This is a genomic window from Streptomyces sp. NPDC059679 (genome assembly GCF_042734105.1).
Classification (GTDB): Bacteria; Actinomycetota; Actinomycetes; order Streptomycetales; family Streptomycetaceae; genus Streptomyces.
The window spans coordinates 28,077-53,796 of record NZ_JBHWES010000054.1 but is presented as its reverse complement, the minus strand read 5'-3'; the positions used below and the strand labels follow the sequence as shown (position 1 = coordinate 53,796).

Here is a 25,720-nt window from a genome sequence, read left to right as displayed (position 1 = left end):
CGCCCCTGGGCCGCCCGGGACAAGGCCTCGGGCGGCCCACACGGCCGCCCTCCCGGCCATCGGCGAGCATGGACCCAGCACTCCCACCCGGAGAAACACGATGACGAGCAACCTCGAACGGTACGCGGAGCGCCACTCCCGGGCCGCGGACGTGGTGATGGCAATGGCGCTGTGCGCCCTCACGGTCTTCGGAGCCCAGATCAGCACCTCCGAATCCTCGCCCCCGGAGAACGTGTGGCCCGCCCGGATCCTCGCCGTCGTCTGCGGCGCCGCCGTTCTGAAGTCCCGCAGCCACCCGCGTGCCGCACTTGCCGTCACCGTGGCGGCCACCGCCGTCATGACCAGCCTTGGCTACCTGCCCAGCCCGCTGCTGCTGGCTCCCGTCATCGCCACCCTCTACTGGCTCGCCGCCCTCACCGACTCCCGAACCACCGCGATCTACGGCTACCCGACCATGGCCGTGCTGGTGGCCACCTCGCTGTCCGCCGCCCCGCTCCGGGACAACATCATGCTCCGGTCCGTGGGCACGGTCGTGTGGCTGCTGCTGGCCCTGTCCCTGGGCGGCATGAGCCGCTTCAGGCGCGCCTACCTGGAGTCCGTGCAGGCCCGCGCCGCACACGCCGAACGTACCCGCGAGGAGGAGGCCCGGCTGCGCGTCGCTGAGGAACGCATGCGCATCGCCCGCGAGCTCCACGACGCCATCGCCCACCACATGGCCGTCGCCAACGCCCAGGCCGGCACCGCCGCCCACCTTGCCAGCACTCAACCGGAACAGGCCCGGAAGATCCTCACCGACCTGGTCGGCACCACCTCCTCCGCGCTGCTGGAACTGAGCGCCACGGTGAGCGTGCTACGTGAGACCGGCGACCCGGAGGCCGACCCTCTGGAGCCGACCCCGGGTCTGAGGCGTCTGCCGGAGCTGGTGGCCGGCTGCGAGTCGGCCGGTCTGACGGTCACGGTCACCACCGAGGGAAGGGTTCAGCCCCTGTCTCCGGGGGTGGACCTGACGGCGTACCGGATCATCCAGGAAGCCCTGACCAACGCCACGAAACACGCGTCCGACCATGCGGCCCGTGTCCGGCTCGTCTATTCGGACTCACGCCTGCTCATCACCGTGACCAACGAGGGCGCCGCCGTCACGCCGTCGCTTCCCGGCGGTGGCTACGGCCTGATGGGCATGCGTGAACGCGCCCACTCCGTCGGCGGCGACCTGCGCGCCGGGCCCCGCTCCGAGGGCGGCTTCGAAGTCGCCACCGCCCTGCCCCTCCAGCCCCAGCCCGAGCCCCAGCCCGAGCCCCAGACCCAGGCGGAAGCCCTGGCCGAACGACAAGAGGAAGACCGTTGACCATCCGTGTCCTGCTCGCCGACGACCAGGCCCTGCTGAGGGGCACGTTCCGGCTGCTGATCGACTCCTGCGAGGACATGGAGGTGGTCGGCGAGGCGGCCGACGGGCAGGAGGCCGTGGAGCTCACCCGCGCCCAGCAGCCCGACGTCGTGCTCATGGACATCCGCATGCCCGGCACGGACGGCCTGGCCGCCACCGCCGCCATCTGTGAGGATCCCGACCTGGCGGGCACCCGGGTGCTGGTCCTGACCATGTTCGAGACCGAGGAGTACGTCGCCCAGGCGCTGCGTGTGGGGGCCAGTGGCTTCCTGGGCAAGTACGTCACCACGGACGCGCTGCTGTCGGGGATCCGTACCGTGGCCGCGGGTGAGGCCCTCCTGTCGCCGGGCGCCACGCAGGCCCTGATCACCCGCTTCCTCACCGCTCCCGCTTCAGGGACACCCCTCGCCCCGGTGGAACGCCTTGGTGACCTCACCCCCCGCGAGCAGGAAGTCACCGTGCTGGCGGCTCAGGGCAAGTCCAATGACGAGATCGCCGAAGAACTCGTCCTGAGCGTCCTGACCGTGCGCACCCACGTGCAGCGTGCGCTGACCAAGCTCGGCGCCCGGGACCGCGCCCAACTCGTCGTCATCGCTTATCAGAGTGGCTTGGTGCGTCCCGAGTCGTCTGGCTTCTGATCGCCTTCGGGAGAGCCCCCGAGTCCGGTGTGCCCGGACACGGACAGACTCCCGGTCCCCGCTCCGGTCAGGGCGTGGGCGATGTGGAACTGCTGCCGCGCCTCGGCACCGCGGCCCGCCGCCTCATAGGTGTTCCCGAGGCGGCGGCGGACCTCCGCCTCCAGCGGTGTGCTCGTGTGCTCGGTGAGTGTGGACAGCGCCTCGTGGTGGAGGGCGACGGCCAGGGGCAGGTCTCCCTGACCGTGTTCCGCGGCGCCGAGCAGGGACAGGCTCACCGCGAGCAGTTGCAGATCCGCGACCTCCCGGGCCAGGTCGGCCGCCCGTCTCAGCAGGCTCCTGGCCTCCACGTGCCGCCCGAGCGCCAGGTGGGCCTCGGCGGCGAAGCCCAGGGTCTTGCTGATCATCCTGGGCCGGCCGATCTTCTCGGCGAAGGCAAGGGAGGTGGCGTAGTACGCGAGCGCCTCCTCGTGCCGCCCCTGTTGGTCGAAGATGGCGCCGAGGTTGCAGTTCGACATCCCGGCCAGCCAGTCGTCGCCGAGCTGGGCCGCGAGCTCCACCACCTCGCTGAGGTGGGCGACCGCCTCCGCGGTGCGGCCCATCGCCCGCTCCGTGGCGCCAAGACCGGCCATCGCCCGGGCCTGCTCGCGCAGGTCGCCCTGGCGGCGGGCGAGGCGCAGCGCGTCGGTACTCCAGGCGTGCCCCGCTCGGAAGCGTCCCTGGTAGATGTCGGCGATGGCCATGCAGTTCCGCAGCGAGGAGGGCATCCTCTGGTCGGCGGCTACGTCCGCGCAGCGCAGCGCGATCTGCAGGGCCGCCCGGCACTCGTGGAAGCGGCCCTGGCGGACCAGGTGGTCGACCATGCTCTCGGCGATCCAGCAGGCCAGGTCATGTTCCCCGGCGGCGGCGTAGGCCACCACGTCGACCAGTTCACCGCCCGCGGCGTCCAGCCATGCGGCGGCGTCCGGCCAGCCGGGGAAGGGCGAGCCGGAGACGTCCGGGCCGGTCGGAAAGCCCTCGGGACCCCAGTCGCTGGCGATCCGGCCGGCGGCTGTGTAGAGGTGCAGCACGGCGGTACGGTCCGCGGCGGCCTCTTCGGGCGCCGCGGCGGCGAGGCGGCGTGTGTGATCCCGCACGAGGTCGTGCAGCCGGTAGCGGCCGGGCCGCGGCTGCTGCAGCAGACTCGCGTCGACCAGGCGTTCCAGGAGATCCTCAGCGTCGTCGCGGGAACGGCCCAGCATGACGGCAGGGGTGAGCGGGTCGAATCCGGCGGTCGGTGACAGGCCCAACGCGCGGAACGCGCGCCGCAGTTCGGGCGCGAGCTGGTCGTACGACATCCGGAAGGCGGCCTCCACGCTGCGGTCGTCGGCCCGCAGCTCGCCGAGCCGGCGCGCGTCGTCCGACATCCGGTCCACCAGGTGGGCCAGCGTCCAGGACGGGCGGTTCTGCAGCCGGGCCCCCGTGATCCGCAGCGCCAGGGGCAGACCGCCGCAGCGGCGGGCGAGTTCATGCGCGGCCTCTGGTTCCCGCTCGGCGCGCGCCTCACCCAGGAGATGCGTGAGCAGCGTGACCGCCTCGCCCGTGCCGAGGGGCTCCGCGGTGAGCCGCAGGTCGGCGTCGAGTCCGGACAGCCGCTGCCGGCCGGCCACCAGCACCCTGCTGCCCGGACCGGCGGGCAGCAGGGGGCGCACCTGCTCCGCGCTGCGGGCGTCGTCCACGACCAGCAGCAGTCGCAGGGAGCTGGTGGCCGCGCGCCAGGCCGTGACCAACTCGTCCAGGTCGTCCGGCAGATCGCCGTCGGCACCCTTGACGGCACGCAGCAGCCGGTGCAGTGCCCGCTGCGGGCGGAGGCTCTCGTGTGCGGCGCTGTGCGCGTGCAGGTCCACGAACAGGCAGCCGTCCGGGTACTGGTCGCGGAGCGTCCAGGCGGCGCGGACCACCAGCGCGGTCTTGCCCACGCCCGCCGTGCCGTCCACGGCCGCCACCGACACGGCCCCGCCGGGCACGGGCGCGGTGAGCAGGGCGAGTTCCGCCTCCCGGCCGACGAGGCAGGCGGTGTCGCCGGGGAGTTCGTTGCGCCGCGCCGGGGGTTGCGCGGGCGCGGACGCTGCCGCGCGCTGCCGCACCGCCTGGCCGAGCAGCAGCAGGTCGTCCCGGCGCAGGACGCCCTGGTGTACCCGGCGCAGTTCCTCACCGGGCTCCACTCCCAGTTCGGCGCGGAGCCGGTCCCGTGTCTCCTGGTAAGCGGTGAGCGCCTCGGCCTGGCGGCCGCTGCCGTACAGCGCGCGCATCCGCAGGGCGGCGAGCGGTTCGTCGTACGGCTCCGCCGTGGGCGCGGACATGAGGTCGTCCAGGGCATCCGTATAGCGGCCGAGGAGCACCAGGCACTCCGCCCGCTGTTCGCGGAGTGCGCGCCGCTGCTGGGCAAGACGCTGCCGCTCCGTGTCCGCGAACGGTCCCGGGAGGCCGGGCAGCGGCTCGCCGCGGAACAGCCGCAGCGCCCGGGTGCAGTGGTCGAGGGCGGTGGCGAGTTCGCCCGCGGCCTTCGCGCGCCGGGCGCCGACGGCCTGTTCGGCCAGCTGACCGATGTCCGTCCGCGCGCCGCCCGGCACGAAGCGGTAGCCGCCGTGCTCGCCGCGGATCAACGACTCGGCAAGCCGGGCTCCGGGCACGTCCAGTGCCCTGCGCAGCGGGTAGACGTAGCTCGGCAGCACCCGGCGGCCCGTCCCCGGGGGCTCGGTTCCCCATACGTCATCAAGCAGTTGCTGGTGGGTGACCACTGTCTCCGTACGGAGCATCAGCGCGGCCAGCACCGCCTGCCGTCGTACGGGGCCGATGTCGAGCGGTGCCCCGCCCCGGCGGGCTCTGACCGGGCCGAGCAGGTCGATCCGCAGCCCTCCCGTCGCTTCTGCCGGATCCGCTCCCGAATCCGCCGGAACCGTGCCGACCTCGAAGTCCCCCATGGCCCCGCAGCCCCTCAAGTCCCAGCCCCCCAAGTCCCCTGCTTCAGCGAGATTTCATCGGCATTGCATCGCCTCGCGAAAGGGTTTCGCAAGTTGTGCCGGGCCCCGGTGCGCCTTCGCTCCGGCCCGGTCGACGGGACGGGCCCCGCCGGTCCCGATGGCGAGAACGGAAAGCGAGCCACCCCGTGAGTAAGACCCCGCAGTCGGACCCCCAGCAGGGGGCGCCAGGCACGCCCCAGTCGCCGGTCCCGCCCCAGTCGCCGGGCACGCCTTCGGCCTGGTCGCAGCCGGTCCCGGCGACGTCGCCGCTCAGCGGTGGCCCGGGCTCGGGGCGGCGGGGCGGCGCCCGTACGCGGCCCTGGCTGATCGGCGGCGGTGCGGCCCTCGCCGTGGCCGCGATCGTCGGTGTGGTCATCGCCATGTCAGGGGGTGACGGCGAAAGCGCCGCGGAGGGGAAGCAGTCCGGCGCCCCGGGCGGCGCCGGCAAGCCGCAGGCGCCGACGGCGGCGGGGAAGTCGTTCACCAAGGTGCCCGAAGGATGCCGGCTGATCAAGGCGTCCACCATCGCGCGCATCGCACCGGGAACCGAGTGCAAGCCGTCGCAGTTCGACAACGCCACCATGGCAGCGATGATCACCAGGATGCCGAGCTGGGACATGCCGTTCGGCTCGAGCGGCGGGTCGCTGAGCCTGCGGGTGAATCTCACGGTCAGCCCGTCGGCGAGTGGGATGTTCGACGTGCACAAGAAGAGCGCCCTCGAGGCATTGAAGAAGGTGCGCACGATCACCGACTCCCGGTCGCTCAGCGGGCTCGGCGAGGACGCCTACGTCGTGCATGGTGTGGACAAGGACCCATTCGACCTGGCGGAGGCCCAGGTGATCGTCCGTGAGGGCAATGCCGAGTTCACTGTGAGCCTCACCTACGACACCGGGGACTCCGGCAGAAACCAGCAGCAGGCCGAGGACGCCGTCGTAGCCGCCGCGCGCGACGTACTCGGTTCGCTGAGCTGACCCGCGTCCACGATCACGGTGCACACACCGGCACACGGCGGCAGCGACCCCACGGTTCCGCAGCCGCACACGAAAGTCTTCGAGCCGCACACGACGGTCCCGCAGCCGCAGCCGCAGCCGCAGCCGCAGCCGCAGCCGCAGGGCCCGGGCCGGATCGGCCCCTACGAGGTCTTCCAGCTCCTGGGCGAAGGCGGCATGGGCCGGGTCTTCCTGGCCAGGTCACCTGGGTCACGCCTGGTCGCCCTGAAGGTCATCCGGCCCGAGTACGCCGAGACGCCGAACTTCCGCGGGCGTTTCCGACGCGAGGCCGACGCCGCCCGTAAGGTCAGCGGGTTCTACACGCCTCCGGTGCTCGACGCGGATGCCGACGCCCCGCGGCCCTGGCTGGCCACCGCGTACATCCCCGCACCGTCCCTGCACGATGTCGTACGCCGCTTCGGCGTGCTGACCGAGCCGGCCCTGCGGGCCCTGGGCACCGGCCTCGCCGAGGCGCTGCTCGCGATCCACGCCGCCGGAATCGTCCACCGCGACCTCAAGCCCGGCAACGTACTCGTGGCAGAAGACGGGCCCCGTGTCATCGACTTCGGCATCAGCCGGGCGGCGGACGCGACGCAGGTCACCCGGACGGACGCCGTGATCGGGACGCCGGGGTTCATGGCCCCCGAGCAGATCGTGTCGAGCCGCGAAGCCGGACCGGCGGCCGATGTCTTCTCCCTCGGCTGTGTCCTGGTCTTCGCGGCCACCGGCCGGGGCCCCTTCGGCGCCGGGAACTCGGCCGAGATCCTCTACCGGGCCGTCCACGCCCCGCCACTGCTGGACGGCGTACCCGACGGCTTGCGTCCGCTGGTCGCGGCCTGCCTGGACAAGGACCCCACCCGCAGGCCGCCGACCGGCGCGGCGCTGGCCGCGCTCGGCCCCGCCGAACCGTCCGCGCTGCTCACACCGGGCCTGCGAGACGACCTCGCCACACGCGAGGCGCACGCCGCCGTGCTGGTGGCCGCACCCCCCATGCCCGTGACCTCGCTTTCCCCGGCGGCCCCGGGCGGGCCGAGCCGCCGCCGCTTCGTGTGGATCACCGTGGCCGGTGGCACCGCCGCGTTGGCCGCGGGCGCCGCGGTCGTGGCCGGGCGGCGGTCGGAGCCCGGCCGCACCCCGGGCCGTGGCGGTGGCGCGGGCACCACGGTCCGGCCGCGGGCCAAGGTGCCCGCGGGCCCAGAGCCGCGGTGGTCGAGCCCGCTGCGGCGGGTGGAGAACGGCCAACTACGTCTTCTCGGCTCCACGTTGGTGCATTGGGACAAGCAGACCGCCATCGCCTACGACACCACGACCGGAAAGGAACGCTGGACGGCCAAGGCCCGCATACCGTCCGACGCCTCCAGCGGGCCGGACTGGCTCACGGTCCGGGGCTCGACGCTGTTCGGCACGGCCTGGGCGGGTGAGCGCGGCTACCTGCTCGGTGTGGACGCCAAGGGCGACCTGAAGTTCACCCACACGGTCACCGAGCAGAAGGACACGGAGTCGTACGCCGACCAGGTCCAGGACGTCCTCAGCGTCGCCGGCTCAGTCGCCGTCATCAGCACCAGCGGCAATCAGGGCTACAGCGTGTGCGCCGTGGATCTCGCCGAGGGGTCGGTGCTCTGGTCCCGTACGGTGAACGGCTCCGACTTCCAGGCCATCGCCGACGGGCGCGATTGCTTCTTGCAGGACAACGGCAACGTCCACCGAATCGAGCTGCGTTCCGGCGAGGTCCGCTGGACGGTCCGGGACGTCATCAAGCCCGGCGCCTACCCGAGACTGGCCACCGACGGCAACGCGCTGCTGGTCACGCACGTCAAGGTGCGCGCGTTGAGCACTGCCGACGGTGGCGACCTGTGGACCGCCGTCAACGAGACGACGAACCTGAGCCCCACCACGGTCCAGGGCAAGCGGGGCTACGTCGCGGACGGCCAGGGCACCGTCTTCGCCCTCGACCTGCGCCACGGCGGCCAGCTGTGGCACACCCCGAGTCCGCTGACCCTCGACCCCTGGAGCGCACGCGCCCAGGGCCCCTCCGCCACCGGGTGCCTGGTGGCGCTCTCCCTGTTCGGCGCCGTCACCCCGGGCTTCATCGTGCTGCGCGCCGCCGACGGCAAACCGCTGTGGGCGCACCAGGCATCCGGGGCCGAAGCCAAGAGCAAGAAGTCCTGGTCGGTGCAGACCTCCGGCACGACCGTCTACGCCGCGTCCGACACCACCCTCTACGCCTTCCGGAGCCCCACCCCATGACCACGCAGGGCGACGCCACCACACACAACGCCACCACACACATCGGACCGTACCGGGTGATCCGGGAACTCGGCGCGGGCGGCATGGGCCGCGTCCATCTGGCCGCGTCGCGCAGCGGCCGTGCCGTCGCCGTCAAGGTCGTACGCCCCGAACTGGCCGCCGATCCTGGCTTCCGGCGGCACTTCAAGGCCGAGGTGGACGCCGCCCGCGCGGTCGGCGGCGCGTTCACCGCGCCCGTCGTCGACGCCGACCCCGAGGGGCCGCAACCGTGGCTCGCCACCGCGTACATCCCCGGCCCCTCGCTCACCGACGCCATCGGGGCCCACGGGCCCATGCCCGAGGCCACCTTGCGCGTGTTCGGCGCGGGCCTGGCCGAGGCGCTGGCCGCCATCCACCGCGCCGGACTGGTCCACCGCGACCTCAAGCCGTCCAACATCCTGCTCACGCTCGACGGTCCCAGGGTCATCGACTTCGGTATCAGCCGAGCCGTCGACGGGACCGTGCTCACCGCGGAAGGCCAGATCATCGGGTCGCCCGGCTTCATGTCGCCCGAACAGTCGACGGGGGCCGAGCTCACCCCTGCCGGCGACGTGTTCGCGCTCGGCGCCGTGCTCGCCTTCGCCGCCACCGGCGCCCCGCCCTTCGGCACCGGCGCGGCGCACGCACTGCTCTACCGCGCCGCCCACGAGGAACCGGAGCTGGACGGCGTCCCGCAGGCCCTGCTCGGCATCGTCGCCGCCTGCCTGGACAAGGACCCCGCCCGGCGCCCGACCGTCGCGCAGCTGCAGGACCGGCTGCGCCCGGCGACCACCGCGGGCTGGCTCGGCGCGGTCGAACTGCAGGTGACCGCGGCGCAGCGCAGCCTGCGCGACGAGGTGCGCACTCCGCTGCTCAGCAGGCGCCGGGTGCTGGCCGGCGGCGCGGTGCTCGCCGTCGCCGCGGCCGCCACGGGTACCGCGCTGATTCTCCGGTCGCGCGACGGGGACGGGGACGCGACCGCCACCCCCGAACTCTCCTGGACCACGGACCTCCCGCAGCCCGGCATGTCCCTCCTCGCGGTGACACCGTCCACCCTGCTGTGCGCCGGGGAGACCTCGGGGGTCTGCGTCGACCGGGCCACCGGCAAGCACCTGTGGCAGGACCTCAGCGGTCAGAACACCGACGCCATCGCCGACAACAAGCGCGTCTACACCGTACGCACCGACGGGAAGGTCCACGCGTTCGACAGCCGCTCCGGGAAGGAGCTGTGGACCGCGTCCCCGGCCGGGGACGGCGCGCCGGAGATCGAGTTCGCGAACGGCTCGCTGCTCGTGACCAGAAGCGACGGGCGCCTCCAAGGCATCGACCCGTCTTCCGGTGCGGTGCGGTGGCAGACCCCGGACATGGGCGGACCCACGGTCGTCGGCACCACCCGGGCGGACCAACTGATCGTCTGGGGCCGCGAGTCGAACACGTCCACGACCGCGATCCTCAACGGATACACCGCCATCGCGTCGGACACGGGTGACCGCCTGTGGTCCAAGGACCTCGTCGCCCTCTGTACGCCGTCCGAGGGCGAGGTGCTCTACGCCATCGACGGCGATATGCGGCTGCTCGCCCTCAAGCCCGCCGACGGCGACACGCTCTGGAGCAAGCCCACCGGTCTCCCGCCGACGAACAGTGCGATCCTCGGCTGGCAAGGATCCCTGGAGCTGCGCCAGGGGACCCTGTTCTGCTACCCGGCCACCGGAGCCGCCGGGGCGACCGGCGGGCTGCTCGCCGCCTTCGACCCCAAGACGGGCAAGACCCTGTGGAGCGTGCGGACCGCGGCTCGGGGGATGCGGGACTACGACCGGTCCGGTGACACCGTCTGCTACCTCGACCAGGTCCTGCACGCCGTCGACGCCCGGACCGGGGCGAAGCGCTGGACGGCAGGCTCCGGCCTCGGCGAGCCGCAGTTCCTGGGCGCCGTACGCGACCTCTTCCTCCTCGCGGGAGAGAAAGGGCTCTACGGCTACGACGCAGGCACCGGCCAACAGGTCTGGCACCACCCCGTCAGCGGTGGCTCCGGCTCCTGGTCGGCGGTCCCCACCGACGACCACGTCTTCGCCAGCTGGTCCGGCAAGCTCTTCTGCTTCTCGGTCTGACATAAGTGTTGACACGTGGATTTCCGACGGCCGTTTGCCGCGCCGCATTGTTGGTTAGGGTGGTTCTCGGGGTGCGGCATCGCGGTGGCGGCGGGTGACATGGCGTCGGCCCCGACGGGAGGGGGAGGGGTGCATCGCATCTGCCGGATGGTCTGCGACGGTGTGCGAGCGGACGCGGTGGGCCTGTGACCGGCCGGTCGGCGCCCGCTGTGCTGCCACCATCGCTGCGCGGGTGGCTCGGGCTGATCGCGGCCCTCGCCGGGCTGGTGGTCGTCGCGCTCGGGGTCCTGTACGCCGACGACAGCAAGCCAGGCACGGTGGACGCGCGGATCGGGACCGCGCTGTACGGTGTCGGGCCGCCGTGGCGGCACGTCGCTCTGACCACGGACTTCTTGGGGGAGCCCGTGGGAGCGGCGACGCTGGTCGTGGCCACCGTGACGGGCTGCCTGCTGCTTCGGCGTCCTCGCGCGGCGGTGATCGTCGTTGCCGGCGTCGGCATGACCGTGGGGACGGCGACGCTGCTCAAGTCCCTGGTGGGGCGCACCATCCACGACGGGAACCTGTCCTACCCGAGCGGGCACACCGCCTTCCTCACCGCGCTCGCCCTCGTGGTGGCGCTGCTCGCGACCGGCCGGCTCGGCCTCGGCAGGACGGCCGGCACATTACTCGTGCTCGCCGCGGCGCTGGTCGCCGGCGCCGCGATGGGCTGGGCGCAGGTCGCCCTGGGCGCGCACTACCCGACCGACGTCCTCGGCGGCTGGTGCACGGCGCTGGCGGTGATACCGGCGACCGCGTGGCTGGTCGACCGGATGGCTGACTGGCGCCTCGATCGGATGGCCGGTCGGACGGCCGGTCGGATGGCCGACGCCGGTCGGCCGGAGCGTCGCTGACGTCATGTCATATCACGTATCACGCCAAGCGGCGGAATACGGGCTTCACCGGTCGCCCGCCCAGCCAGGGGGTGGGGTCAGCGGCGTCCAGTGCCTTCCGGTACACCGCACATGCCTGGGCCACCACGTCGACGGTGTGATCGATGTCGGCGTCGTCGAGCGCGCTGCTCACCACGAACGACGGGGCCAGCACCCCGCCCGCGAGGAGTCGGCGCAGGAACAGGGTGCGGTACTGCTGCGACGGCTGCCCGTTTTCGTCGAGGGTGGCGAAGACCAGGTTGCTGGCCCGGCCCCGGACGACGATGTGGTCGCCGACGCCCATGCCGGCCGCGGCGTCGCGGATACCGGCGGCCAGCCGCTCGCCGAGGGTGTGCAGCCGCGCGGTGACGCCCTCTTCGACGTAGGTGGTGAGCACGGCCATCGCGGCGGCCAGGGAGTGCGTTTCCGCACCGTGCGTGGTGGACAGCAGGAACACCCGGTCGCCGGAGTGACGCAGCCCGCCCAGCTCCATCAGATCGCGGCGCCCGGCCAGCGCGGAGACGGCGAATCCGTTGCCCAGCGCCTTGCCGAACGTGGAGAGGTCGGGGACGACGCCGTACAGGCCCTGGGCGCCCGCCTCGGACCAGCGGAAGCCGGTGATCATCTCATCGAAGATCAGTACGCAGCCGTGCCGGTCGGCCAGCTCGCGCAGGCCGGTGAGGTACTGCGGAGTGGGGTCTCCCCCGCTCGAACGAAGTTGAGAGCTGGGGGAAGGCTCGGTGTGGGTGGCGGGTTCGAGGATCAGACAGGCGACCTCGCCCTGGTACCGGCTGAGCAGCTCCTCCGTGGCGGCCAGGTCCCCGTAAGGGAACGCCACGGTCAGCTCGTTGGTCGCCGCCGGAACACCGGCGGACATCGGCGTGGTGCCGATGAACCAGTCGTCGACGGAGAAGAATGGATGGTCGGCGCAGATGGCCACCCGCGAGCGCCCGGTGGCGGCGCGGGCGAGGCGCACCGCGGCGGTGGTGGCGTCGGAGCCGTTCTTCGCGAACTTCACCATCTCGGCGGTCGGCACCGTGGCCAGGAAGCGTTCCGCGGCCTCGACCTCCACGATGGACGGCCGGACGAAGTTGCTGCCGCGGTCGAGTTCCCGCCGCACCGCCTCGATCACGCGTGGGTGGGCATGGCCGAGGCTGACCGACCGCAGGCCGGAGCCGTACTCGACGTAGCGGTTGCCGTCGATGTCCCATACGTGGGCACCGCGGCCGTGGCTGATGACCGGGGCCAGATTTTCGGGGTACTGGTCGTCGCCCTTGGCGTAGGTGTGCGCGCCCCCGGGGATCATGGCGTGCAGCCGCTCGTTCGCCAGCCGCGACCGGGGCAGGCGGAACTCCTCGGTGTTTTTGGTGTTTTCGGTGGCCACGCCAACCTCAACTCTCTTTCTACGTCAGGGCCTCGGCGAGGCTCGGGGCTTCCCGGTCCCGCTGAGACATCGATGTGACCGGCAGCGGCCACGGAATGGCGAGCTCCGGGTCGTCGAAGGCGATCGTCATGTCCTCGGCCGGATCGTGCGGGCGGTCGATCCGGTACGAGACGTCGGCGGTTTCGGTCAGGGCCTGGAAGCCGTGCGCGCACCCCGCCGGGATGTACAGGGCCACCTGCGTCTCGTCGGACAGCTCGAAGAAGGCCCGGTTGCGGTAAGTCGGCGAGTCCGTCCGCAGGTCCACGACGACGTCGAAGATCCTCCCGTACGAGCACCGCACCAGCTTGGCCTCGCCGGCGCCGGAGCGCAGGTGCAGGCCGCGCAGCACGCCCCGGACCGAGCGGGACAGGCTGTCCTGAACGAAGGCGTCCGGGTCGAGACCCACCGAGCGGACCACGTCGGCGTCGAAGGTGCGGCAGAAGAAGCCGCGCTCGTCGCCGTGCGGCGTCGGCTCGAACAGGTACGCGCCGGCGATCGCCGGGACTTCGGTCGCTTTCATGGAGACTCCTGCCGAGCGTGGGCGTGGGTGTGGTCGGCCGCCGGGAACAGGGTTGTGGTCAAGGCGGTGAACTGGTGGGCGAGTTGCTGCGCGGCGGCCCGGTTTCGCTCGGCGAGGGTCTGCCGTAGCTCCGCCGCGTGCTTCTCCAGGTCCCGGAACTGTTCGAGCAGCCGGTCGGCGTCGACCTCGCGCGCCGGGTGGCAGTACGCGGCGAGGCCCATCTGCGCCATGAGCGCGTCGCTCTTCGCCGCATAGCTGAGGGCGAGCACCGGTGTGCCGGTCTTCAGCGCGCAGATCAGGTTGTGGTAGCGGACCGCCACCACGGTGTCGGCGGCCGCCATCTCCTTCATCAGGTCGGCAAGTGAGGCCGGTTCGGCCGCGCTGACCAGCGGTGAGTCGACCGCGTCGAGGATCGCGGCGACCACCGACACATCGCACTGGTCGCCGGTGAGCAGCCGGACCGGCCTGCCCTCCTCGACCAGCGCGCGGACGAACCGGATCGTCCCGTCGAGGTAGCGCCGGTGGATCTCCTCGGCCCGGGCGCGGTCGTCGTTGCCGCCGTGGAAGTCCATGACGCCGAGGCAGACGGGACCCGGTGAGCCTGTGGGCGTGCTCACCCGTGGTGTCGGCAGGGAGAACGCGAGGTCCGGGTAGACCTCGTCGCGCGCGGTGTCCACGCCCATCGCCCGCATCGCGTCGCGGGACTGGGCGTCCCGGTACGACCGGTACGCGGCCAGCCGCGCCGACCAGCGCACCAGGGCCCGGGTCGGCCGGTTGCGGATCTCGGCGGCGCCGACGCTGACCAGCGCGACCCGGGTGCGCAGCAGCCGGCCACTCGCGCAGAGCAGGAACAGCGAGTACGGGAAGCCCCACGGCCGCAGCGGCAGCGTGGCCTCCAGGACGCCCATGCCCGGCACGATCACCACGTCGTGCCGGCGCACCCAGGCGGCGGTGCGGAAGACGTCGACGAGTTTGCCCAGACCCTTCGCCGCGATCGCGCTCGCACGCGACGCGGTCCGGTACTCCGCGCGGTTCCAGTGCAGCCGCGTGGCGGGGATCCCGAACCGGGCCGTCACGGCCTCGGGCCCGCCGCACAGCGCGTCCACGACCGCCTCCGGGTGCTCGGCGCGCAGGTACCCGAGCACGGCCTCGAGCGACCCGTCGTTGCCGAGGTTGCCGGAGCCGAGCAGTCCGAACACTCCGACGCGCACCGGGGTTTCGTCCGCGGACGTCATGCCCGCCTCCCTTCACGTCCGGCGACCAGGGCGTCGACGGAGACAGTGAGCAGGCCCGGGTCGACCGGGGCGCGGTCCTCGACCCGCTCACCGGCGCCCGGCCGGGCCCGGCTGCTCATCCAGGCGGCCAGATGGCGGTAGCACGCGCGCCGGTCGGCCGGGGACAACGGCGCCCGCCGGATCGCCGCGACGAAGCCCCAGACATACTCGGCGAGCAGCCGGGGCGTCGGGTGCAGCGGGCCCGCCCGGCGCGGGTCCAGGTTGACGCACCGGGAGCGCTTGGAAGGGTTCGCCCGCTCGGCGCGGGTGGGGTGGTCGCGGCGGAAGTACAGCAGCTCCGGCACCTGGTGGAAGGGGCCGTGCAGGGTGATCTCGGCGACGAACGTGCGGTCCGCGTGGTGGTAGCTGTCGAGCGGCTTCACCCGGCGCAGCGCGTCGGCCCGCAGCACCCCGTAGAAGTCGTCGCCACCCGGCTCGAACAACAGACTGCGGAAGCGCTCCGGCGGGTGCGGGGAGTCGGTGGCGAGCCCGTACTCGTACGGGACCTTCACCTGACCGGCGCCGTCGATGACCGCCTGGCCGGTGTGCGCGAGGATCACGTCCGGCCGCTCGTCCAGCGCCTCCACACAGCGCCGCAGCAGGTCGCGGGCGTACAGGTCGTCGTGCGAGGCCCACTTGAACAGCTCGCCGCGGCATTCGGCGAACACACGGTTGTGGTTCGGCGTGGCGCCGATGTTCCGGGGCAGCCGGAGGTAGCGGATGCGTGAGTCCTGAGCTGCGTACCGGCGGCAGATGTCCTGGGTCGCGTCGGTCGAGGCGTTGTCGGAGATGACCAGCTCGAAGTCCTCGTAGGTCTGGCCGAGCAGGGCGTCGAGCGACTCGGCGAGGTACTCCTCGCCGTTGTACACGGGCAGGCCGATGCTCAGCCTGGGTCGGTCGGTCATAAGGTCCTCACTTCGGGGACGGGGGTGTGGTGGCGCTCGCGCAGGGCGGACCGCAACTGCAGCCACCACACGGCCGAGCTGCTCAACGTCGCGGCGGCGACGCCCCAGGCCGAGCCGACCGTGCCGGCGACGGCCGCGCCGCCGAGCCCGCCGCCGACGTAACAGGCGGAGGCGAACAGCTGGCAGCGCAGGCTGCGCCGGGCCGCGCCGAGCGCGCGCAGCCCGGCCGCCGCGCCGGTGCCCAGGCCCGCGCCCGCGACGCCGAAGGTGATTGCCACGATGAGCTCCGAGGCGGAGTGCCAGACGCCGCCGAGCACGAGCTCGCCGAGCCGGTCCGGCACCATCAGCAGCGGCGCGCCCCAGAGCAGCGCGGCGGCGGCCTGCCCGCCGCCCAGCAGGAGGCAGAACGTGCCGAGGCGGTGCGGGGCCTGCCGCAGCACCCGTGCCGCCTCCGGGACCGTGACCAGGGACAGCCCCATCAGCACGGCGAGGAACGGGCCCATCAGGAGCTCGGCGCCCCGCACCGCACCCACCGCGCCGAGCCCGACGATCGCGCCGAGCCCGTACGCCCGCAGCTGGCTCGCGCCGCTGAGGCTGACGTTCTCGACCAGGTACCGGTAGCCGAGATCGCGCTGCTCACGAAGCCACCCGCGCGCCCCGGCCATCCGGGGCCTGATGCCGGACTGGAGGCAGCCGTACGCGGCGGCCACCGCGGCGGACGCGCCCCAGGCGAGCACAAAAGCGGCCACGCTGCCCACGCGGGCGGCCACCACCATGGCCGGGACGAGCGCGACGCCCCACACGAGGTCGTTGACGAACGCCTTCCGCCCGGTGCCGGCGGCGAAGAACGCGAACCGCCAGGCGTCCTGCAGCAGCAGCGCCGGCAGCACGACGCCGAGGACGGCGAACGCGGTCCCCACGCTGCCGCCGAGGGCAAGCCCGACCACCAGACACGCCGCGCCGAGGGCGGTACCGACGCCGAGCGCGGTACCCGACGACCGGGCCACCGCCCCGCGCCAGGACGTGTCCGACACGCCGCTGAAGCGCACCACGAGCGGGTCGGTGGCCAGCCCGCGGGAGACGTTGAGCACCACGCCGTAGGTCACCCAGGCCAGGCTGAACACGCCGAACGCGGCAGGCCCCAGCGAGCGTGCCACGTAGACCCCCACCGCGAAGTTGCTCAGGCTGGAGGCCGCCTGGTCGGCCAGTCCCCAGGACAGCCGGCCGACCATGGCCCGCTTGGCGGTCGGGGCCGCCGATGCCGTCGCCTTCTCCCGCTCGGTGGTCATCGGCGTCATGCCTTGATCAGCCCGGCGCCGTGCAGGGCGTCGGCCGCGGCGGCGACGGTGTCGAACGGCAGCCCGGACCGCTCGGCGACGTCCAGCAGACTGTGCTCGCCGTCGGAGAGGCTGAGCACCCAGAGCATGGCCATCTGGGCCTGCTTCGCGTCGCTGCGGCCGCCGACCGAGTCGTACAACCCCCGCCGGCCCAGCTGCGGCTCGCCGTAGGGGCTGAGGTTGACGTATCGCCGGTTGCGGTCGAGCACGGCGAATGCCTCGCGGCAGACGGCGAGCGTGTCCGCCATCGCCTCCGGGGAGACGAAGTCCGGGTTGTCCGCCGAGGTGTGGTATTCGGGGTAGCCGGCGTACGGGGTCCGGCTGAGCGAGCCCACGCCGAGATCGAACCCGGGCGAGCAGAACTGCCGCTCGTCATAGCCGTACGGAGTGAACTCGGTGACGCGGTGCGGGCGTTCGGACGCGAGCAGCACATGCCGCATCACCCGGTCGATCTCCGCGTCTCCGCGCCTGCTCTGCTTGTACGTCAGTTGGCCCCGGTCGCCGGCGCAGGCCAGCACCAGCCCGTGCTTGACCCTTCCCCGAGCTCTCGGCTCCGCTCGAGCAGGGGATACCCCATTGATCCGCTCCGCGTTGCGGGCCAGCCAGGTGATCGCCCCGATGGTGCCGGGCGCGAAGATGAACCGGTAGGTGTAGTACGGGGTTTGCTCCGCCAGCGCCCGGGCCAGGAACGTCGCCACCGCGATGCCGGCCAGGTTGTCGTTGGCCAGCGACGGGTGGCAGACGTGGCAGGAGACGATCACCTCGTCGGCGATCTGCCCAGGGACCACGTGCTCGGCGTAGGTGAGGTGGCCGTCGGCGAGTGTGGAGTCGATGCGCACCTCGTAGTCGCCGTCCGGGAGCGCGTCCAAGGTGTCCTGGGCCAGGCAGAAACCCCACTCCGGCTTGTAGTAGCTGGTGCGGTACGGCACCCAGCTCGGGTGGTCCGGCAGGGTGTGCAGATGCGCGCGGAGCTCGGCCAGCGGCATGGTCGCGGACACCGGCACGCTGTAGCCGAGCACGTGCAGGCTGGACGCGGCGAAGTCGACGACCCGGTTGCCGGCGGAGTCGGCGATGTACGCGTCGCGGATGTTCCACTCCTGTGGCACCGTCCAGTCGAGCACCTGAGTCCCGGTCGACACCTCGTGCACCCGCAGCGGAACGTACTCGCCGACGATCTCCAGGGTGGCGCGCACACCGTCGCCGGTGATGCTCCGGCACAGCGGGTACAACCGCTCCACCAGCGCGTGCATCTGTTCGCCGGCCGTGGTCATCGGCGCCACCGCAGGGTGTCGTCGACGGCGCCGGCGTCAGACGCCGCGCGCAGCACGGCCAGCCGGGTGAAGCGTCGTTCGAAGTCCTCCCGGGTCAGCCCGTGTTTCCGGTAGGCGTCGGCGAGTTCGAGCGCGCCCTGCTTCACCGTCCACTCGCAGTCGAAGCCGGGCACCGCGGCGCGGAACCGGGAGAAGTCCACCCGGTACGACCGCGGATCGGCACCGGTCTCCCCGGTGATCACCACCTTGGCGCCGGGCACCGCCTCGGCGACCTGCTCGGCGATCTCGGCGACCGTGACGTTGTTGATCTCGCTGCCGATGTTGAACGCCCGGTCGTGCACCGCTTCCCGCGGCGCGACCAGCGCGGCCGCGAAGGCCCGGGCGATATCGGCGGCGTGCACCAGCGGGCGCCAGGGGGTGCCGTCGGAGAGCACCAGCACCTCGCCGGACAGGAGCGCGTGGCCGACCAGGTTGTTCAGCACGATGTCGGCGCGCAGCCGGGGTGAGTAGCCGAAGGCGGTGGCGTTGCGCATGAACACCGGGCTGAAGTCGCCGTCGGACAGCGCGTGCAGATCGTCCTCCACCCGCACCTTGGACTCCGCGTACGGCGTCACCGGGCGCAGCGGGGCGTCCTCGGCCACCAGGGCATCGCCGCCGGCGGCGCCGTAGACCGAGCAGGTCGACGCGTACAGGAAGCGCCGCACTCCGGCGTCGCGGGCCAGCCGGGCCAGCCGCACGGACGCGTGGTGGTTGATGTCGTAGGTGAGATCCGGCGCCAGCGCTCCCAGCGGGTCGTTGGACAGCGCGGCCAAGTGGATCACGGCGTCCACCCCGGCCACGTGTTCCGCCGTGACGTCGCGCAGGTCCACCCGATGTCCCGCCGGGTCCGCGGGAGCCGGGCCCAGCACACAGTCGGCGAACAGGCCGGCGTCAAGGCCGACGACCTCGTGCCCGGCGGCGTTGAGTACCGGGGCCATCACGGTGCCCAGGTAGCCCTGGTGTCCGGTCAGCAGTACGCGCAAGGTTCATTCCCCCAGGTTGAGAGTGAGTTTGGTGACGGCGAACGCCTCGGCGTAGCGCGCGTGGCATTCGATGCCGCGGATCCGCGCAAGACCGAGGAAGGCCTCCCGGTCGTACCAGGGCCGGTGCCGCTGCGAGGGGTAGTGCTCCTGCAGCAGCCGCACCTTCCGCTCGGCGATCTCCGGCGGCAGCGGCTGGTACGCCGCCGGACGGCCGAGATCGCCGTCCCACTTGACGATCTCGTAGCCGAGGACCAGGTGGTCGCGGAACGCGGTGGGTATCAACTGGGCCAGGCCGCGGTGGTCCTGGTGCGCGTCATCGGTGCGCGGGGCCAGTACGAGCTCCGGCTCGGTCCGCGCGCGCAGCTCCTCGACCGCGGACTTGGCCTCCTCCCAGTGCGCGGGCAGCCGGCCGTCCGGCAGCTTGTGCACGGTCAGCCGCAGGTCGGCACCCGGGCAGAAGGCGGCGAGCGCGGCTCGCTCCTCCTGCTCCCGGTCGGTGCCGCCGCCGGAGAGCACCAGCGCGTCGACGCGGATGCCCGGCCGCGCGAGGCACAGCGTCAGCAGTGTGCCGCCGGCGCCGATGGCTATGTCGTCGCAGTGCGCGCCCACCGCGACGATCCGGTCCAGGCGCCCGGGGCCGAGCCGGATCACGCTCTCGCTCCGGCGATGTCCCGCTCCCACACGGCCCACGGGCGGTCGCCCCGCGCGTAGGCGGCGTCGAGCGCCGCCCGCTCCTTCACGGTGTCGGTCGGCTTCCAGAAGCCGCGGTGCTGGTGCGCCACCAGCCGCCCGCGCTTGGCCAGTTGGGCGCATCCGTCGGCGACCAGGTCCCCGTTCTCCGGGATGTGGTCGAAGACCTCTTGGCGGAGTACGAAGTAGCCGCCGTTCTCCCACAGCGGCAGTTCGCTCACCGGGGTGATGCCCCCCACCAGGCCGTCCTCGCCCAGGTCCACGCAGTGGAACGAGGACTGCGGCGGCACCACCATCATCGACGCACCGGCGTCGCGCCGGGCGAACCGGTCGATCATCTCCGGCAGCGGGGCGTCGGTGAGTACGTCGGCGTAGTTGGCGAGGAACATCTCGTCGCCGTCCAGGTGGTGCCGCACCCGGCGCAGCCGCTCCCCGATCGGTGACTCGGTGCCGGTCTGCACGAATGTGATCGTCCAGTCGGCTATGTCGGTGGACAGCAGCTCGGTCCGGCCGCCCCGCAGCACGAAGTCGTTGGACGTGGTCTCCTCGTAGTTGAGGAAGAAGTTCTTGATGTGGTGGGCCCCGTAGCCGAGGCACAGGATGAACTCCGTGTGCCCGAAGTGCGCGTAGTAGCGCATGACGTGCCAGATCAGCGGCCGCGGCCCGACCATCGCCATCGGCTTGGGCACGTCGTCTGCGGCACCGCTCCGCATACGCATCCCGTAACCGCCGCAGAACAGAACGACCTTCATGCTGTGACCTCTTTCAAGACGCGACCTCGACAATGCTCAGTTCCGGGATGGGAAAGACCAGCCGGCCGCCCCAGGCGTGCACGAAGGACAGCTGCTCGACCAGCTCGGCCCGCAGGTTCCACGGGAGGACGAGGACGTAGTCGGGTCTGTCGGCGGCTATCTGCTCGGGCGGCAGGATCGGGATGCGGGTGCCCGGAGTGAACCTGCCGTGCTTGTAGGGGTTGCGGTCGACCGTGTACGGGAGCAGATCGGGCCGGATGCCGCAGTGGTTGAGCAGGGTGTTGCCCTTGCCCGGGGCGCCGTAGCCGACCACCGTCTCGCCGCGCTCGGCCGCCTCGACGAGGAACCGCAGCAGGTCCCGGCGCACCTTGGCCACCCGAGCGGAGAACTCGGCGTACCCGGACAGCTCCCGCAGCCCGGCGGCCTTCTCCCGGGCCAGCACGTCGGCCACCCGCTGGGTCGGCTCTCCGGCCACCTCGGCCGGCCGGGCCCACAGCCGGATGGAGCCACCGTGGGTGGGCAGCAACTCGACGTCCACGAGCGCGAGTCCACCGCTCGTCAGGGCACGGATCGCGGAGGCGACCGTGTAGTACTGGAAGTGCTCGTGGTAGATCGTGTCGTACTGGTTCTCCTCGATCAGGGTCAGCAGGTGCTGCACCTCGATGGAGACCCAGCCGTCGTCGGCGACCAGGGCGCGCAGCCCTCGGGTGAACCCGACCACGTCGGGGATGTGCGCGTACACGTTGTTGGCCACGACCAGGTCCGCCGGGCCATGTTCGGCGCGGACGGCCGAGCCGGTGTCCGGGGACAGGAACTCCGTGAGCGTCGGCACACCCGCGTCCCGCGCCGCGGCGCCGACGTTCACCGACGGCTCGATGCCCAGGCAGCGGATCCCGCGGTCCACCACGTGCTTCAGCAGGTACCCGTCGTTGCTCGCGACCTCGACCACGAAGGAGTCGGGGCCGAGACCCACCCGCTGTGCGGCGTCGGCGACGTATGTGCGCGCGTGCTCCACCCAGGAGGTCGAGAAGGAGGAGAAGTACGCGTACTCGCTGAACGTCTCCTCCGGCGTGATCAGCGGTGGTATCTGTGCCAGCCAGCAGTCGGTGCAGACCCGCAGGTGCAGCGGGTACGCCGGTTCCGGCTTGTCCAGTTGGTCCGCGGCGAGAAAGCTCTCACACGGTGGCGTCGCCCCGAGATCGACGACGCTCGCCATCGCTTCCGAGCCGCAGAGTCGGCATCGTGTCATCTATTGCCCCCCATTGATTCCGTCCGATCCGCGATCGCGGTGCGGTACCCCTCCACCAGGCGCTCCAGCCCGACGGCCGGGCTGAAGTCCCGCTCGTAACGGCGCCGGGCCGACTGCCCCATCTCCCGGTTGCGCGCCGGCTCGGCCGTGATCCGGCGCAGGCAGGACGCGAGCGAGGCGGGCTCGCCCGGCCGGTGCAGCAGCCCGGTCACCCCGTCCTCGACGAGTTCGACGAAGGCGCCGTGACCGGCGGCGACGGCCGGGACCCCCGCCGCCATCGCCTCCACGACCACCAGGCCGAACGCCTCCAGCCACGTCGAGGGAGCCACCACGGCGACCGACCGCGCGATGGCCTGCCGGCACTCCGCCGTGTCGTACAGGCCGACGTACCGCACGTCGTCCCGGCCCGCCGCCCAGGCGGTCACCTCTCGTTCCAGTGGCCCCGCGCCGGCGACCATGAGCGGCACACCCACACCGCCGCTCGCGGCGATCTCGTCCCACGCGGCCATGAGCAGCCGTACGCCCTTGGCCTCCGCGAGCCGGCCGAGATACAGCAGATGCTCGCCGGCGCCCGTTCGGCGGGCGCCCGGTTCGGGCACGAAGTTGTGCTTCACCGCCAGCCGTTCGGCCGGCATGCCGGCCCGCACCAGGACGTCGCGCTGCGCCGCGGAGATGCAGAAGAACCGCTCCACGCCGGACCACCACCGCCGCCGGTTGACCGACAGGCTGACCGCGAGCGGCACCGTCGCCAGCCGGGAGCCCCGGTAGCAGCCGTGCCGGACGGAGGGCAGTGGCGTCGACCCGACGCACTCGGCGCACGGCCGGCCGTCCCGCTGCAGCGTGCCGGGCGGGCAGACCTGGGTGTAGTTGTGCAGCGTGGCGACGGCGGGCACACCGGCGTCGGCGCAGGCGGCCAGCACCGCTGGCGACAGGAGCGGGAAGACGTTGTGGACGTGCACCACGTCCGGCCGCTCGGTGCGCAGCCGGGCGGCGAGCTCCGTGCGGACCGCCGGGTTCCACGGCACCAGCAGCGGTACGGCGGCCTTGCCCAGCAGGGAACGGGCGGCGATCTCGTCGCTGCGCCGCTCGAACACCTCGACCCGGTGGCCGGCCGCGCGCAGCAGTTCCACCTCCTGGTCGACGACCTTGTTCTCCCCGCTCGGCTGCGCCGAGGCGTAGCGGTTGTGCACTACGAGGACGTGAATGCCGTGCATGATCAGGTCACCTCCGATCTCCGGGCCCATCGCGGAATGCGTCGTCGAGGAACTTCGGGCGTCGGGACGGGCGTGGCCGGGGCAGGTGCCGCCAGCAGCGAGCCGGCCACGGCCAGATGCAGCAGATACGGCGAGGCGTCGCCCAGCCCGGCCTCGGTGTACGACGCGATCGCGCAGTAGCTGATCAGGAAGATCGCGCAGGCCCTCTGCAGCGACGGTGGCCGCAGCAACGCGACGCCACCCAGCACGATGATGATCGCCGCCACGAGGGCGACGCCGAGCAGACCCTGCTCGTTGTAGACGGCCAGCCAGCTGTTGTCGATCGGCAGCCCGCCGAACGACTTGTCGCCCAGGCCCACGCCGAACACCTGCTCCACGGTCGTCCGGGGCGCTGCCAGCAGGGCGTCCCAGACCTTGGCCCGACCGGTGAGGCTGGAGAAGTTCTCCTTGCTCTGTCCGCGCAGGAACCACGCCTGCAGCGCGGAGCCGAGCGCCACCGCGGCCACCGCGGCGCACAGCACCGCCCGGGTGAAGAACCGGCGGGCGGCGGCGCTGGTCAGGACGAGCGAGCCGATCGCCAACGCCAGCCCGATGAACAGGCCGAGTGTGGCCGTCCGGGTATGGGTCAACGCGAGCAGGACGAGTGACGGCACGATGACCAGCGCCGCGCTCGCCCGGTCGGTCCGGCGGCCCAGTACGAGCAGCACGGTGAGCCCGGTGATCACCGCGGCGTACTGTCCGATCTGCGGCGGGGTGAGCGGCCACAACGCGCCGACCAGCCGGCCGCCGTAGAGGTCGGGCATGGCAGCGCCCGGCGAGACGACCAGGCCGGCGGCCACCGACCCGAGCACCGCGAAGTACATCCGGATGTGGTGCCGCACGAACGTCAGACCGCCGTCCCACCAGCGGCTGAGCAGCCACAGCGTGCCGACGAAGAGAGCCAGCCGGGCGCACCGGAACAACGCGCCGAACCCGGACTCCAGGTGCGCACTGGAGATCACGCTCGGCACGAGCAGCAAGGTGAGCAGGAACAGATAGGCGCTGGCTCGGATGCGCAGCCGCAGATTGAGGGTGAGCGCCAGCGCGAACGCGGTGACCAGCGCGCCCATGGTGACCAACTGGATGAGGGAGCGGGGGAGCGGGATGATGGTCTTCGCCCCGGCGGAGCCGAGCGTGTTGAGGATCAGCAGTCCCCAGACCGTCCCGACGATCTTCGACGTGTGGGACGTGTGGTCGGTGCTCATCTCAACCACCGTCCCGTGCGCGGAAGGTGCTGCCCGCGTCCTGCTGGTACGGCGTGCTCTGCCACTGCCAGGAGTCGAGTATCCGGCTCGGGTCGTGGGCGACGAACTTCCATGGCCCGAGGTAGACGTTGTCGTGCCAGCGGTTGTGCTGTTTGCGGGTGATCGCCTCGGCCACCCGCTCGCCCTGGTACGGCGACCAGTCCGGATAGGTGCCGTAGTTGGCCAGCAACGCCATCCGGTCGCACTTCACCGTGCAGTCGACGACGGATTCGTCCAGCACGAAGCGGTTGCCGTGGATGTCCACCCGCTGGGTCTTCCACCGGCAGTCGGCGTAGAGCGGGGCAGTGGCGATCGCCGGCTGTGCGCAGCGGTCGGTCTTCTTCACCAGCAACGTGCAGTCACCGGAGGAGGTGTTGGCCGGGCTGTTGCAGAACCGGTCGGCGTTTTCCCACAGGGTGATTCCGGACCAGTTGTTCTCCAGCACGTTCCGGTAGATCTCGATCTTGTCCGTACGGGCCCGGATCCGTGGTTCGCCGCCGGACTCGGACAGGTAGATGGTCGGATACGGGAAGTTGTCGCCTCGGTCGGCGTACCTGCGGCCCTCGACCCAGTTGTTCCGCCGGATCGTGTTCTTCCGGATGACCGCGTTGTAGCTGGTCTCGTAGATCAGCGCGGCACCGTCGTTGGCCTCGAGCACGTTGTTCTCGATGCGGAAGTCGTTGTTGTTGGTGTCCGCCCATAACCCGGCTCCGCGGTTGTCGTGCACCCAGTTGCCTCGTATGTCGGCGCCGTTGACGGCCCAGAACTTGACGCCTCCGGTGCAGCCGCAGCCCGGCCGTCGCCGCTCCCAGTCGTCCCGGTTGTTGCCCACGATCTCGTTGCCCTCGACCACCAGACCGCTGATACGGCCGGTGGCCTTGTACGCGTTCATGCCGTACTGACCGTTGCCGCGCAGGCAACTGGCGCGGACCCGCTGGCGGGCGCCGGCCATCAGCCCGGCGCCGGAGTTGTTCTGGATCGTCGCGTGCTCGATCACCCACCCGTCGGCCGAGTCATGGTTGACCACGCCCTCGTTGTGCGGCGCGACGAAATCCTGCACGGTCAGGAAGCGGATGGTGACGTTGCGGGCGGTGCCGCCGAACGCGTACTGGTTGGTCTTCCGGCCGTCGAGCACCGCGCCCGGCGCGCCGAGGTAGGTGTTCCCCTCCTTGGGGATGACCTGGGCGTAGCGGTCCGGGTCGAGCCTGTGCTTGCCCGGTCGAAGCCAGAACGTGGTGTTCGGAGGGCTCTTCTTGGTCTTCGCAGCCAGGTCACCGGCCACCGCGGGGTCGACCATCACCGCGCCCGCCGGCGCCTTCGCCGGCCCGGCCGCGGGCTTGGCGCACACCCGGGCCACGGACGTGGACGGCGCAGCGGGCGGCTTTGACCGAGCGCCCGGCGTGCTCTCACAGCCGGCCGCCGCCAGCAGGGCCAGCGCCAGTGGTGCCGCCGGAAACGCCCAGTGCCGCCACTTGATCCCCAAGCGTCC

General features: G+C 72.1%; 20 protein-coding genes. 6 read left to right on the top strand and 14 right to left on the bottom strand.

Features of this window, described 5'->3' with window-relative positions; translation table 11 throughout:
* Positions 1-100 precede the first annotated feature (100 nt).
* Positions 101-1,345, top strand: a complete 1,245-nt coding sequence (locus ACFV2X_RS39850; RefSeq protein WP_385626192.1) for a sensor histidine kinase — start codon at positions 101-103, stop codon at positions 1,343-1,345.
* Positions 1,342-2,022 (top strand): response regulator, encoded by a 681-nt coding sequence (locus ACFV2X_RS39845; RefSeq protein ID WP_385626191.1) that lies wholly within the window; start codon positions 1,342-1,344, stop codon positions 2,020-2,022. The genes ACFV2X_RS39850 and ACFV2X_RS39845 overlap by 4 nt, the downstream gene beginning before the upstream one ends.
* Here the strand turns inward: ACFV2X_RS39845 and ACFV2X_RS39840 are convergent.
* Positions 1,983-4,982 (bottom strand): BTAD domain-containing putative transcriptional regulator, encoded by a 3,000-nt coding sequence (locus ACFV2X_RS39840; protein ID WP_385626190.1) that lies wholly within the window; start codon positions 4,980-4,982, stop codon positions 1,983-1,985. The two genes, ACFV2X_RS39845 and ACFV2X_RS39840, sit on opposite strands and share 40 nt — an antisense overlap.
* A 185-nt stretch (positions 4,983-5,167) precedes the next feature.
* On the opposite strand from ACFV2X_RS39840, the gene ACFV2X_RS39835 reads away from it, so the two are divergent.
* From ACFV2X_RS39835 to ACFV2X_RS39820, 4 genes are all read left to right on the top strand, one after another.
* The gene (locus tag ACFV2X_RS39835; protein WP_385626189.1) at positions 5,168-5,992 is read left to right on the top strand and encodes a hypothetical protein; all 825 of its coding nucleotides are present in this window, start codon (positions 5,168-5,170) and stop codon (positions 5,990-5,992) included.
* 18 nt (positions 5,993-6,010) lie between these two features.
* Positions 6,011-8,257: a PQQ-binding-like beta-propeller repeat protein gene (locus ACFV2X_RS39830; RefSeq protein ID WP_385626188.1), complete on the top strand. Its 2,247-nt coding sequence runs from the start codon at positions 6,011-6,013 to the stop codon at positions 8,255-8,257.
* A complete protein-coding gene (locus tag ACFV2X_RS39825; RefSeq protein ID WP_385626187.1) occupies positions 8,254-10,383 on the top strand; it encodes a PQQ-binding-like beta-propeller repeat protein in 2,130 nt (709 codons plus the stop codon). Before ACFV2X_RS39830 ends, ACFV2X_RS39825 begins: the two co-directional genes overlap by 4 nt.
* Before the next feature lie 185 nt (positions 10,384-10,568).
* A complete protein-coding gene (locus tag ACFV2X_RS39820) occupies positions 10,569-11,273 on the top strand; it encodes a phosphatase PAP2 family protein (RefSeq protein ID WP_385626186.1) in 705 nt (234 codons plus the stop codon).
* A 19-nt stretch (positions 11,274-11,292) separates the two neighbouring features.
* Here the strand turns inward: ACFV2X_RS39820 and ACFV2X_RS39815 are convergent, their stop codons facing one another.
* The 13 genes from ACFV2X_RS39815 to ACFV2X_RS39755 are packed head-to-tail and all read right to left on the bottom strand — an operon-like array spanning position 11,293 to position 25,714.
* A complete protein-coding gene (locus ACFV2X_RS39815) occupies positions 11,293-12,675 on the bottom strand; it encodes a glutamate-1-semialdehyde 2,1-aminomutase (RefSeq protein WP_385626185.1) in 1,383 nt (460 codons plus the stop codon).
* Positions 12,676-12,694: 19 nt separating this feature from the next.
* Positions 12,695-13,234: a dTDP-4-dehydrorhamnose 3,5-epimerase gene (rfbC, locus tag ACFV2X_RS39810; protein WP_385626184.1), complete on the bottom strand. Its 540-nt coding sequence runs from the start codon at positions 13,232-13,234 to the stop codon at positions 12,695-12,697.
* Positions 13,231-14,469: a polysaccharide pyruvyl transferase family protein gene (locus tag ACFV2X_RS39805; RefSeq protein ID WP_385626183.1), complete on the bottom strand. Its 1,239-nt coding sequence runs from the start codon at positions 14,467-14,469 to the stop codon at positions 13,231-13,233. Before ACFV2X_RS39805 ends, rfbC begins: the two co-directional genes overlap by 4 nt.
* Positions 14,466-15,413 carry a glycosyltransferase family 2 protein gene (locus ACFV2X_RS39800; RefSeq protein ID WP_385626182.1) on the bottom strand — a complete coding sequence of 316 codons (948 nt, stop codon included), beginning with the start codon at positions 15,411-15,413 and terminating at the stop codon, positions 14,466-14,468. The genes ACFV2X_RS39805 and ACFV2X_RS39800 overlap by 4 nt, the downstream gene beginning before the upstream one ends.
* On the bottom strand, positions 15,410-16,702 hold the full coding sequence (locus ACFV2X_RS39795; RefSeq protein WP_385626214.1) for a hypothetical protein: 1,293 nt from the start codon (positions 16,700-16,702) through the stop codon (positions 15,410-15,412). The genes ACFV2X_RS39800 and ACFV2X_RS39795 overlap by 4 nt, the downstream gene beginning before the upstream one ends.
* Before the next feature lie 5 nt (positions 16,703-16,707).
* Positions 16,708-18,030: a DUF4910 domain-containing protein gene (locus ACFV2X_RS39790; RefSeq protein WP_385626181.1), complete on the bottom strand. Its 1,323-nt coding sequence runs from the start codon at positions 18,028-18,030 to the stop codon at positions 16,708-16,710.
* The gene (locus ACFV2X_RS39785; protein ID WP_385626180.1) at positions 18,018-19,043 is read right to left on the bottom strand and encodes an NAD-dependent epimerase/dehydratase family protein; all 1,026 of its coding nucleotides are present in this window, start codon (positions 19,041-19,043) and stop codon (positions 18,018-18,020) included. The genes ACFV2X_RS39790 and ACFV2X_RS39785 overlap by 13 nt, the downstream gene beginning before the upstream one ends.
* A 3-nt stretch (positions 19,044-19,046) precedes the next feature.
* Positions 19,047-19,694, bottom strand: a complete 648-nt coding sequence (locus ACFV2X_RS39780) for a PIG-L deacetylase family protein (protein ID WP_385626179.1) — start codon at positions 19,692-19,694, stop codon at positions 19,047-19,049.
* Positions 19,691-20,485 (bottom strand): glucose-1-phosphate cytidylyltransferase, encoded by a 795-nt coding sequence (locus ACFV2X_RS39775; protein ID WP_385626178.1) that lies wholly within the window; start codon positions 20,483-20,485, stop codon positions 19,691-19,693. The genes ACFV2X_RS39780 and ACFV2X_RS39775 overlap by 4 nt, the downstream gene beginning before the upstream one ends.
* Positions 20,486-20,498: 13 nt before the next feature.
* Entirely contained in the window at positions 20,499-21,734 is a 1,236-nt protein-coding gene (locus ACFV2X_RS39770) for a class I SAM-dependent methyltransferase (RefSeq protein ID WP_385626177.1), read from the bottom strand.
* Positions 21,731-22,939 (bottom strand): glycosyltransferase, encoded by a 1,209-nt coding sequence (locus tag ACFV2X_RS39765; protein WP_385626213.1) that lies wholly within the window; start codon positions 22,937-22,939, stop codon positions 21,731-21,733. The genes ACFV2X_RS39770 and ACFV2X_RS39765 overlap by 4 nt, the downstream gene beginning before the upstream one ends.
* Before the next feature lie 11 nt (positions 22,940-22,950).
* Complete coding sequence (locus ACFV2X_RS39760) at positions 22,951-24,192, bottom strand: O-antigen ligase domain-containing protein (RefSeq protein WP_385626176.1); 1,242 nt, start codon at positions 24,190-24,192, stop codon at positions 22,951-22,953.
* Between the two features lies 1 nt (position 24,193).
* A complete protein-coding gene (locus ACFV2X_RS39755; RefSeq protein ID WP_385626175.1) occupies positions 24,194-25,714 on the bottom strand; it encodes a right-handed parallel beta-helix repeat-containing protein in 1,521 nt (506 codons plus the stop codon).
* Positions 25,715-25,720 lie beyond the last annotated feature (6 nt).

What these genes read in the sequence shown, in the direction of transcription:
- ACFV2X_RS39850 (WP_385626192.1), top strand. Translation starts at nt 101, where the DNA reads ATGACGAGCAACCTCGAACGGTACGCGGAGCGCCACTCCCGGGCCGCG.
- ACFV2X_RS39840 (WP_385626190.1), bottom strand. Translation starts at nt 4,982, where the DNA reads ATGGGGGACTTCGAGGTCGGCACGGTTCCGGCGGATTCGGGAGCGGAT.
- ACFV2X_RS39825 (WP_385626187.1), top strand. Translation starts at nt 8,254, where the DNA reads ATGACCACGCAGGGCGACGCCACCACACACAACGCCACCACACACATC.
- rfbC (WP_385626184.1), bottom strand. Translation starts at nt 13,234, where the DNA reads ATGAAAGCGACCGAAGTCCCGGCGATCGCCGGCGCGTACCTGTTCGAG.
- ACFV2X_RS39805 (WP_385626183.1), bottom strand. Translation starts at nt 14,469, where the DNA reads ATGACGTCCGCGGACGAAACCCCGGTGCGCGTCGGAGTGTTCGGACTG.
- ACFV2X_RS39800 (WP_385626182.1), bottom strand. Translation starts at nt 15,413, where the DNA reads ATGACCGACCGACCCAGGCTGAGCATCGGCCTGCCCGTGTACAACGGC.
- ACFV2X_RS39795 (WP_385626214.1), bottom strand. Translation starts at nt 16,702, where the DNA reads ATGACCACCGAGCGGGAGAAGGCGACGGCATCGGCGGCCCCGACCGCC.
- ACFV2X_RS39775 (WP_385626178.1), bottom strand. Translation starts at nt 20,485, where the DNA reads ATGAAGGTCGTTCTGTTCTGCGGCGGTTACGGGATGCGTATGCGGAGC.
- ACFV2X_RS39770 (WP_385626177.1), bottom strand. Translation starts at nt 21,734, where the DNA reads ATGACACGATGCCGACTCTGCGGCTCGGAAGCGATGGCGAGCGTCGTC.
- ACFV2X_RS39760 (WP_385626176.1), bottom strand. Translation starts at nt 24,192, where the DNA reads ATGAGCACCGACCACACGTCCCACACGTCGAAGATCGTCGGGACGGTC.